The following is a 10,290-nucleotide window of genomic DNA, read 5'->3' as shown; positions in this document are numbered from 1 at the left end:
GCGCGAGGTGCGCGGCGGCGGTCACGGCGATCGAGCTTTCGACCATGCAGCCGATCATCACGCGCATCCCGTAGCTGCGCGCCAGCGCGATCATCTGCCGGGCGGCGCGCAACCCTCCGCACTTCGCCAGCTTGATGTTGATCCCGTCTGCGAGGCCCGCCAGCGGCGGCACGCTCGCCACGCCCTGCACGGATTCGTCGGCCATCAGCGGCGGCATCCCGGCGGGCAGCGTCTCGCGCAGCGCCTTCCAGCCTGCGAAGTCGTCGCGCGCGACGGGCTGCTCCACGAACAAAATATCCCGGTCGGCCAGCAGCGGGATGATCTGTGCGGCGTCTTCCGCGGACCAGCCGCCGTTGGCGTCCACGCAAAAGCGGCTGCCCACCGTATCCCGCGCGAGATCGACCAGATGCAGGTCGCGCCGCCAGTCGCCGCTGCCGAGCTTCAGCTTGATGAGGCCGAACGCCCCCGCCGCGCGGATGTGCTCGCGGTACTCCGCTTCGTCGTCCGCGATGGCGACCGTGAACGAGCTTTGCGGGCAGCGGGCCGGGTTCAGCCCCCACAGGCGGTACAGCGGCTGGCCCAGCGCGCGGCCCCAGCGATCGTGCAGGGCGATATCCACGGCGGCGCGGGCCGCGCTGGACTCGCCGGGCGGCAGAGCGTCGATCGCGTCTTCGAGCAGCAGCGGATCGCGCTGTACCGCCTCCGCGACCGCCGGATCTTCCAGGTAACGGATCACGCGGGCGGGTGTCTCGCCAGTATAGGGCACCACGGCGGCTTCGCCGTACCCGCCGGGCGCGCCGGGAAGTTCGATCACCACGTTTTCGCGCACGGTGGTCGTGCCATACGAGAGGTGAAACGGGTTTTCAAGCTGAAGCGGTACTGTCTGAATCGTGAGACTCATTCGTCTTCGTCCTTCGAGCGCGCAGAACCGGGCGCGCTAACCGACCCACTCTACATGGCCCGTGTGCGTCGTGTCGTAACCGCCCAGGTCGTCAATCGAGGTCTTGGCGTCGTGCGACGCCAGCCAGCCGCGCAGCGTGCGCAGCGCGGGCAGATCCCACACTTCCGCCGGGATGACGAGATCGTATCGTTCGCTGGTCAGCAGCACGAAGTCAAGGCCATAGGCGAGCGCCGCCGCTTCGACGCCCAGCCCGGCGTCGGCTCGCCCGCTGGCGACGGCTCCCGCCACTTCCAGGTGTGTGGCCGCTTCGTCGTCGTAGCCCCGGATCTGCGCCGCTTTGATGCCCTGCTGCGCGAGCTGCTCGTCCAGCCAGATGCGCGTCCCCGCCGTCTGCTGGCGGTTGATGAACCGCAGGTGCTCGTTTGCCAGATCGCGCAGGCAGCCGAGCGCAGCGGGATTGCCCGGCGGCACGATCAGCCCTACGCGGCGGTGCGCCAGAGTCAGCAGCGCGACCTGCCGCCCCGGTAAAAAGCGGCGGATGAACGGCTTGTTGTACGTCCCGGTGTCGGCGTCCCACAGGTGACAGCCCGCGATATCCGCGCCGAAGCGCGCCAGCGCGATCAGGCCGCTGACGCTGCCCGCGAAGGTGATTTTCAGCGCGAAACCCGGCGCAAGCTCCGCGAAGCGATGCGCGAGCAGCAGGATGCCGGGATCGTGGCTGCCCACGAACCGGATCGTTTCGAGCGGGGCGTGCGCCGGGCTGCCCGTCTGGGCCTGCCAGCGTTCCAGCACGGTGTGCACGGCGTTTTCCACCTCGCCCGGCGTATATCCGGCGGCGAAAACGCCCAGCAGGAACGCTTCGATCTGGTTAGTCAGCGCGGCGCGCCGCAGCGGGGTATGCGCCTCCGCGCGCGCGGCGACCCGGCTGCCCTGGCCAACCTGCGCCGCGATCAACCCCTGGCGGGTCAGTTCTTTGTACGCGCGCTGCACCGTGCCCGGCGCGCAGCCCCAGCGCTCGGACATCTCGCGCACGGAGGGCAGCCGGTCGCCGGGCTGCAGCGCCCCATTCACGATTTGCAGCCGGATCGATGCGGCGATTTCTTCGAATAAGGCCACTCGGCCATCTCCCGGTGATCATTCGTAACGATAGATGTGACAAGTGTAACAACTTAATTGACACACTCTTTGAACTCTCTATACTGAAAACAAGGATGTGTTATAGATAACCCTTTGGGGCATAAGTAATTTTATATAGGTACTGATGCAGTGCTAAAACTAATATTCGTTATGCCCCACAACTGTTCACAGTGTCTCGCTATTACCTGTCCGGTCCACTAACGAGCAGGCAGTTCTGTTGGCTGCCGCTCGTTTTTTTGCGCCGGATCGTCGCATCCACAGACACGTGAAACGCTCCCAGCCGGTTTAAGCTTTTGCCTGTCTGGTACTCCCTCGCTCTGTTTCATTTATTCTTTGGAGGAAAGGATGCGAAAGATCGCTTTAAACGTCAACGGTCTGCTCCGAACGGTGATCGTTGACCCCGAAGATACCTTAATGGATGTGCTTCGCCACCAGATGCTGCTCACCGGCACAAAAGACGGTTGCGAAGACGGCCACTGCGGCGCATGCGCCGTGCTGGTTGATGGCAAGTATACCCTGGCTTGCATCACCAAGATGAGCCGAATTCCCGACGGCGCGAACGTGCTGACCGTCGAGGGCATCGGCACCCCCGACAACCTCCACCCGATCCAGAAGGCGTTTATCCTGCACGGCGCGGCGCAGTGCGGTTTCTGCTCGCCGGGCTTCGTCGTGTCGGCGAAGGCGTTGCTGGACTTCAACTGCGATCCCACGCGCGCGGAAGTGCGCGACTGGTTCCAGAAGCGTCACAACGTCTGCCGCTGCAATGGTTACAAGCCGTACGTGGACGCGGTGATGGACGCGGCAAAGGTGATGCGCGGCGAAATGCCGGAATCGGCGTTGGAGTACAAGTCGAGCAACGGGCACATCTGGGGCACCAGCTTCCCGCGCCCGTCGGCGGCGGCCAAGGTCACCGGCACGCTCGATTACGGCTCGGACCTGGGCCTGAAGCTGCCGCCCGATATGCTGTATCTGGCGCTGGCGCAGGCGAAGGTCTCGCACGCGAATATCCTGTCGATCGATACGTCCGAAGCGGAAAAGATGCCGGGCGTAGAAGCGGTGCTGACCTATAAGGACGTCAAGGGCAAGAACCGCATCACCGGGTTGATCACCTTCCCCAGCAACAAGGGTGACGGGTGGGATCGCCCGATCCTGTGCGACGAGAAGATCTTCCAGTACGGCGACGCGATCGCGATCGTGTGTGCGGATACCGATGCGCACGCCCGCGCCGCCGCTGAGAAGGTGCACATGGAGGTGGAAGAACTGCCCGCCTACATGAGCGCCCCGGCGGCCATGGCCGACGACGCCATCGAGATTCACCCCGGCACGCCCAACGTCTACTTCGAGCAGCGGATCGCCAAGGGCGAGGACACCGCCTCGATCATGGCATCTGCGCCGCACGTAGTCGAAGACGAGTTTTATCTCCAGCGGCAGCCCCATCTCACGGTGGAGCCGGACGTGGGTTTCGCGTACTTCGACGAGGAAGATCGCCTGACGATCCACTCCAAGAGCATCGGGTTGTACCTGCACCACGCGATGATCGCGCCGGGCCTGGGCATCGAGCCGGAGAAGCTGCGGCTGGTGCAGAATCCCGCCGGGGCGACCTTCGGCTACAAGTTCAGCCCGACGATGGAAGCGCTGTTGGGCGTCGCCGCGATGGCGACCGGGCGTCCGGTCTTCCTGCGCTACAACTACGCGCAGCACATGCAGTACACCGGCAAGCGCTCGCCGTTCTTCGTCAAAATGAAGTTCGCTGCCGACGACGAAGGCAAGCTGCTGGCCATGGAAACCGACTGGGTCGTGGACCACGGGCCCTACTCGGAGTTCGGTGACCTGCTGACGCTGCGTGGCGCGCAGTTCATGGGCGCGGGCTACGACATCCCGGCCATTCGCGGTATGGGGCATACCGTTGCCACCAACCACGTCTGGGGATCGGCCTTCCGCGCGTATGGATCGCCGCAGGCGTTCCTGGCGTCCGAGAGCCTGATGGACGAGCTGGCCGAAAAGCTGGGCATGGACCCGCTGGAGCTGCGCTACAAGAACGTCTACCGCCCCGGCGCGACGACCCCGACCGGCCAGGAGCCGGAAGTCTACAGCCTGCCGGAGATGATCGACCTGATGCGCCCGAAGTATCAGGCGGCGCTGCAGAAGGCCAAGGAAAACTCGACCGACGAGCACAAGAAGGGCGTCGGCGTATCGATCGGCATCTACGGCTGCGGCCTGGACGGGCCGGACGGCTCGGAGGCCTGGGCCGAACTGACGCCGGAGGGCGTGACGATCTACAACTCCTGGCAGGATCACGGCCAGGGCGCGGATATGGGCACGCTGGGCACGGCGCATCAGGCGCTGCTGCCGCTGGAACTGGACCCCGCGCAGATCAAGCTGGTGATGAACGACACCGCGCGCGTGCCCAACAGCGGGCCGTCGGGCGGCAGCCGCAGCCAAGTCATGACCGGCAACGCCATCAAGCTGGCGTGCGAGTCTTTGATCGCGGCCATGCGCAAGGCGGACGGATCGTTTCGCACCTATGACGAGATGGTCGCCGAAGGTCGTCAGCTTCGCCACGAAGGCAAGTGGACGATGGCCTCGGCCAGCAACTGCGACGCCAACGCCCAGGGTGCGCCGTTCGCGGTGTACATGTACGGCGTGTTCATGGCCGAAGTGGACGTGGACGTCAAGAGCGGCAAGACGGTCGTGGACAAACTGACCCTGGTGGCCGACATCGGCAAGATCAACAACAAGCTGGTGGTGGACGGCCAGATCTACGGCGGACTGGCGCAGGGCGTCGGTTTGGCGCTGAGCGAGGACTTCGAGGACATCAAGAAGCACTCGACCATGCTGGGCGCGGGCGTGCCGACCATCCGTGATATCCCCGACGACATCGAGATCATCTACGTGGAGACCCCGCGCGAAAACGGCCCGTTTGGGGCGGCTGGCGTGGGCGAACTGCCGCTGACCTCGCCGCATGTCGCCATCCTCAACGCGATCAAAAACGCGTCCGGTGCGCGCGTGACGCATCTGCCTGCCCGGCCCGAAAAGGTCCTGGCGGCGATGTCGGAACCCGTGTAGAGAAGCAGTTAGCCGTTCGGGATTGACGGCTGACTGAAAGCAATAGGCAAGAGCACACTGACCCCCCGCGACCGGGGCGGCTGCCGCAGGTGGGCAGCCGGGGGGAAGCACAAGGGCCGGGCGGGGGTGAGAATGCTCACGGTCTATGGGGGCGGGGGTCCAAACCCGCCCCCTTTCGGTATTCGCGGTAGCACTGTTCCTTTCGCGGAGATCGTACCGGCGGGAGCATCATGATCAATCTGACCGATCAAAAACAACGCCGAGAACTCGAATCGCTGTGCATTCAGGAGCACGCGCCCGCGTGCCAGGCGACCTGCCCGCTGCACGTCGATGCGCGGGGCATGTTGGGCGCGCTAGGTCGCGGCGACTTTACGGCGGCGCGGCGGCTGTACGACAAAACCGTGCCGTTTCCGCGCCTTCTCAGCCGCCTGTGTGACGAGCCGTGCCGCGCGGCGTGCCTGCGCGGGCAGGCGGGCGCATCATTGGCTCTGGTTGCGCTGGAACGCGCGGCGCTCGATTACGGCGCGGCGGGTCCGGCGCCGCGACCACTGCCCGCCCGTGAGCAGCGTATCGCAGTGGTGGGCGGCGGCTTCAGCGGCCTCACGGCGGCGGTCGATCTGGCGCGCAAGGGGTACGCGGTCACGCTGTTCGAGGCCGGGAATCGCCTGGGCGGGAGCCTGTGGGCGCATCCCGACGCGGACGCGCTGCAGGCGGAGATCGAGGCCGATTTCGCCGTGCTGGGAACGCTGCGGATCGACGTGCGGCTGAATGCGCCGGTCGAAGATGGGGCGGCGCTCGAAACGCTGGCGGGGACGTTCGACGCGGTGTATCTGGGCGCGGGGCGCGCTCCGGCGGATGCGTGGGGGCTGGATTTAGAGGCGGATGGCGCGCTGTCGGTCGATCCGCTGACGGCGCAGACCAGCCGCGAGGGCGTGTTCGCCGGGGGCGGGCTGGTGCGTCCGGGCGCGGGATGGTCGCCGGTAACGTCGATGGCGGAGGGCCGCCGGGCGGCGACGTCGATCGACCGCGCCGTGCAGCACGTCTCGCTGGCGGCGTCGCGGCAAAACGAGGGATCGTATGTGACGGCGCTGTACACGTCGCTGGACGGGATCGCGCCGCTGGATGCCGTGCCGCCGGGCGACGCGCAGGGCGCATACACGCCCGACGAGGCGGGGCGCTGCATTCAGTGCGAGTGCATGGAGTGCGTGAAGGTCTGCGAATATCTGGCGCACTACGGCGGTTACCCGAAGAAGTACATCCGCGAGATCTACAACAACCTGTCGATCGTCATGGGCGAGCGGCACTCGAACCGCTTCATCAACTCGTGCGCGGTGTGCGGGCTGTGCGCGGAAGTCTGCCCGACGAACCTGAATATGGGCGCGGTGTGCAGCGAAGCGCGGCGCATCATGGTGGCGCAAAACCGGATGCCGCCCTCCGCACACGACTTCGCGCTGCGCGATATGGCGTTCAGCAACAGCGATAAGTTTACGCTGGTCCGCCACCAGCCGGGCACGGCGGCGAGCGCGTACCTGTTTTTCCCCGGCTGCCAGCTTAGCGCGTCGCACCCGGAGTACGTGGAACGGATCTACGACTGGCTGCAAGACGATCTCGCGGGCGGGGTCGGGCTGGCGTTGGGCTGCTGCGGCGCGCCTGCGGATTGGGCGGGTCGTGCGGACCTGTTCGGGGAATCGCTGGACGCGTTCCGCGCGCGGTACGAGGCGATGGGCCGCCCGGCGCTGGTGCTGGCGTGCTCAAGCTGTTATCAGGTGTTCAAGACGCACCTGCCCGGCGCCGAACTGGTCTCGCTGTGGGATGTGTTCGACCGGGACGGCCTGCCGGACGGCGCGCACCCGGCGGCGACTGGAGCGATCTCGATTCACGATCCGTGCACGACGCGCTACGAGCCGCACATGCACGACAGCGTGCGGCGGATCGTGACGCGGCTGGGCTACGCCGTCGAGGAGCTGCCGCTGAGCCGCGAAAAGACGACCTGCTGCGGGTATGGCGGGCAGATGTGGCTGACCAACCGCGATCTGGCGCAGGCCACGGTGCGCCGCCGCGTGGCGGAAAGCCCGGCGGATTACGTGACGTACTGCGCCGTGTGCCGCGACTTTTTCGCCGCGCAGGGCAAGCGCACGCTGCACCTGCTGGACCTGATCTTCGGCGCGGAGGGCGATCCTGCCGCGCATGGGCCCGGCTATTCGCAGCGGCACGAAAACCGCGTGCGGCTCAAGCGCAGCCTGTTGAAAACGGTATGGGGAGAGATGGTGAGCGGACAGGACGAGTACGAACGGATCGAACTGCGCATGGCCGATGAGGTGCGGGCGCGCCTGGAAGATCGCCTGATCCTGATCGAAGACGTGCAGCAGGTGATCGCGCAGGCGGAGCGCACGGGGTCGCGGCTGGTGAACCCGGCGACGGGGCACATCCTGGCGCATTACCGCCCTGGCGCGGTGACGTATTGGGTCGAGTACGCGCTGGAAGGCGAGGCGTTCGTCGTGTTCAACGCCTACAGCCACCGCATGGACGTGGGCGAAGGGGGCAAGTCATGACCGCTGTGCCCGAACAAAACACGCCCGAATGGGTGTGTGGAAAGTGCGGCTGCGCGCTGGAGACGAAAAAGATCAACGTGTCGTACATGGGCAGCAGCTTCCCGGTCGATCTGCCGGTGTGCCCGCAGTGCGGACAGGTGTACATCTCCGAGGATCTGGCGACGGGCAAAATGGCCGACGTCGAGCAGCTTCTGGAAGATAAATGAGCGGAGAGAAGCCGCGCAACCTGTTCGAGCAGGCCGCGATCCGGCAGGTAACGGGCGACACGATCCGTCCCGGCGGGCTGGCGCTGACCGATCACGCGCTGGTGCATTGTAGGCTGCCGGAAGGCGCGCGCGTGCTGGACGTGGGCTGCGGCGCGGGGGCGACGGTCGAGCATTTGAGCGGGACGTTCGACGCGGTGGGGCTGGATCCGTCCGAAGCGCTGCTGGCGGCGGGACGCACGCGCGCGCCGGATCTGCGGCTGGTGCGGGGGCGCGGCGAGGATCTGCCGTTCGCGCCCGGGACGTTCGACGCGGTGCTGGCCGAGTGTGTGCTGTCGCTCATTCCCGACCTGAACCGGGCGCTGGCGGCATTCAGCCGGGTGCTGCGCGCGGGCGGTTATCTCGTGATCAGCGACATGCACGCGCGGCGACCGGCAGGCGCGCCCGCACGGGACGATCTGCCGATAGCGACGTGCCTGGGCAGCGCACTGTCGCCCGAGACGCTGATCCCGGCGCTGAGCGTGCACGGGCTGGCATTCGTGCTGATGGAGGATCACACGCGGGCGCTGGCGGACCTGGCCGCGCGGATCATCTTCGAGTACGGGTCGCTGGGGGCGTTCTGGGCCTGCGCGGCGGGGGAAGGCGCGGGAGCGATGCAGAACGCGGTGGCGGGCGCGAAGCCGGGCTATATTTTGTTGATCGCTCGAAAAGAGAAAAAGAGCGCGTAAAAGAAAGTTAACCGTCGTCAGGTGGCAGTTTAAGCACAGGTTAAAGCCGCGATCAGCCGCCAGCGATCGGCGGTCAGGGCAAACAAAGATGCGGTTGTGAGGAGGTCTGGCAGCGATGGACGATCTCATGCGGATGCTGCAGCTCAAGCAGCAGGGGTTTTATTGCAGCCAAATCCTGGTCAGCATGGGGCTGGAAGATCAGGGCAAGCAGAATCCCGACCTCGTGCGGGCGACGCGCGGCTTGGCCGGAGGGCTGGGGTTTTCGGGCGAGATCTGCGGCGGGCTGACCGGCGGCGCATGCCTGTTGAGCCTCTACGCGGGCAAAGGCGCGCCCGAGGAAAAGGACGACGTGCGGCTGGATTTCATGGTGCGGGCCCTGGTGAGCTGGTTCAAGGACGAGTTCGGGGCGCAGTACGGCGGCATCACCTGCAACGACATTATCGCGGGCAGTTCCGCGAACATGGCCGCGCGCTGCCCGACGATCGTCGTGAGCACGTACGAGAAAGTGCGGGCGCTGCTGGACGAGTATGAAATGACGGGCGAGGACGAGCCGTGATCGCTGCCGAGGAGCGGATTCTGGCGCAGACCGAAAGCGTCTGCCCGGAGTGTCTGGCGCGCATCCCCGCCGAGCGCGTGCAGCGGGGCGATGACGTGCTGCTGCGCAAGTCGTGCCCCCAGCACGGCGCGTTCGAGACGATCGTGTGGCGCGGCGACCCGGCGTATACGGCGTGGGCCCGGCCCAAGATCCCGGCCTATCCGCGCGCGCCGCTGACGGCGGTCGAGCAGGGGTGCCCGTTCGACTGCGGCCTGTGCCCCGATCACCGGCAGCAGACGTGCACGGCGCTGCTGGAAGTCACACAACGGTGCAACCTGAAGTGCCCGGTGTGCTTCGCGGATGCGGGCGGCCCCGCGCCTGCCGATCCCGATCTGGACACGATCGCGGGGTGGTTCCGCAGGCTGCTGGACAGTGGCGGGCCGTGCAACGTGCAGCTTTCGGGCGGGGAGCCGACCGTGCGGGACGACCTGCCGGAGATCGCCACGCTGGGGCGGTCGATGGGCTTTGGCTTCATCCAGGTGAACACCAACGGCCTGCGCCTTGCCGCCGATCCCGGTTATGCGGCGCGGCTGAAGGCGGCGGGCGTCGCATCGGTGTTTTTGCAGTTCGACGGCACGGACGACGCCATTTACCGGACCCTGCGCGGCGCGGCGCTGATGGCGGCCAAACGCAAGGCGATCGAGCACTGCGCGCAGAACGAGATCGGCGTGGTGCTGGTTCCCACGCTCGTGCCGGGCGTCAACATGGACCGCGTGGGCGCGATCATCGACTTCGCGCTGGCGCACGTGCCCGCCGTGCGCGGCGTGCACTTCCAGCCGGTCAGCTACTTCGGGCGGTATCCTGCGCCGCCGGAGGACGCGCAGCGCGTGACGATCCCCGACGTGATCTGCGCCGTCGAGACGCAGACGGGCGGGCGCGTGCGGCGCGAGGCGTTCGAGCCGCCGGGCTGCGAAAACGCACTGTGCTCGTTTCACGGCAATTTCGTCGTGATGCCGGACGGATCGCTGCTGCCGTGGACGCAGCATACGCCGAAAGCGTGCTGCGGCGCGCCGGAAGACGCCGCCGAGGGGGCGGCACGCACACGCGGCTTCGTGGCGCGGCAGTGGGTCGCGCCGGACGCGGTGATCCCGCTGCGCGCCGGGCCAAG

8 protein-coding genes are annotated in these 10,290 nt (G+C 66.7%); 6 read left to right on the top strand and 2 right to left on the bottom strand.

Features of this window, described 5'->3' with window-relative positions; genetic code table 11:
- The coding region (locus tag V7116_RS23735) for a dipeptide epimerase (protein WP_324394475.1) at positions 1–901 on the bottom strand (901 nt) is incomplete at its 3' end.
- Positions 902–937: 36 nt separating this feature from the next.
- Positions 938–2,017, bottom strand: coding sequence for a substrate-binding domain-containing protein (locus V7116_RS23730; RefSeq protein ID WP_324394474.1), 1,080 nt, complete (start codon positions 2,015–2,017; stop codon positions 938–940).
- Between the two features lie 366 nt (positions 2,018–2,383).
- Here V7116_RS23730 and V7116_RS23725 point away from each other — a divergent pair, with 366 nt between their 5' ends.
- The 6 genes from V7116_RS23725 to trsS all read left to right on the top strand — a co-directional run.
- Entirely contained in the window at positions 2,384–5,104 is a 2,721-nt protein-coding gene (locus V7116_RS23725) for a molybdopterin-dependent aldehyde oxidoreductase (protein ID WP_324394473.1), read from the top strand.
- A 230-nt stretch (positions 5,105–5,334) separates the two neighbouring features.
- On the top strand, positions 5,335–7,656 hold the full coding sequence (locus tag V7116_RS23720; RefSeq protein WP_324394472.1) for a pyridine nucleotide-disulfide oxidoreductase/dicluster-binding protein: 2,322 nt from the start codon (positions 5,335–5,337) through the stop codon (positions 7,654–7,656).
- Positions 7,653–7,862 (top strand): DVU_1557 family redox protein, encoded by a 210-nt coding sequence (locus V7116_RS23715; protein WP_324394471.1) that lies wholly within the window; start codon positions 7,653–7,655, stop codon positions 7,860–7,862. Before V7116_RS23720 ends, V7116_RS23715 begins: the two co-directional genes overlap by 4 nt.
- Positions 7,859–8,587 carry a DVU_1556 family methyltransferase gene (trsM, locus tag V7116_RS23710; protein WP_324394470.1) on the top strand — a complete coding sequence of 243 codons (729 nt, stop codon included), beginning with the start codon at positions 7,859–7,861 and terminating at the stop codon, positions 8,585–8,587. The genes V7116_RS23715 and trsM overlap by 4 nt, the downstream gene beginning before the upstream one ends.
- A 115-nt stretch (positions 8,588–8,702) precedes the next feature.
- Positions 8,703–9,143, top strand: coding sequence for a DVU_1555 family C-GCAxxG-C-C protein (locus V7116_RS23705; protein WP_324394469.1), 441 nt, complete (start codon positions 8,703–8,705; stop codon positions 9,141–9,143).
- The coding region (gene trsS, locus V7116_RS23700) for a radical SAM (seleno)protein TrsS (protein ID WP_349258558.1) at positions 9,143–10,290 on the top strand (1,148 nt) is incomplete at its 3' end. The genes V7116_RS23705 and trsS, both read left to right, overlap by 1 nt.

The sequence above is a fragment of the Aggregatilinea sp. genome (assembly GCF_036822615.1).
Taxonomy (GTDB): domain Bacteria; phylum Chloroflexota; class Anaerolineae; order Aggregatilineales; family Aggregatilineaceae; genus Aggregatilinea.
Note: the sequence above shows the minus strand (reverse complement) of the source record. Positions and strands in the feature narration are given on the sequence as shown.

Coding starts and splice junctions, on each gene's coding strand:
- V7116_RS23720 (WP_324394472.1), top strand. CDS start 5,335: ATGATCAATCTGACCGATCAAAAACAACGCCGAGAACTCGAATCGCTG.
- V7116_RS23715 (WP_324394471.1), top strand. CDS start 7,653: ATGACCGCTGTGCCCGAACAAAACACGCCCGAATGGGTGTGTGGAAAG.
- trsM (WP_324394470.1), top strand. CDS start 7,859: ATGAGCGGAGAGAAGCCGCGCAACCTGTTCGAGCAGGCCGCGATCCGG.
- V7116_RS23725 (WP_324394473.1), top strand. CDS start 2,384: ATGCGAAAGATCGCTTTAAACGTCAACGGTCTGCTCCGAACGGTGATC.
- V7116_RS23705 (WP_324394469.1), top strand. CDS start 8,703: ATGGACGATCTCATGCGGATGCTGCAGCTCAAGCAGCAGGGGTTTTAT.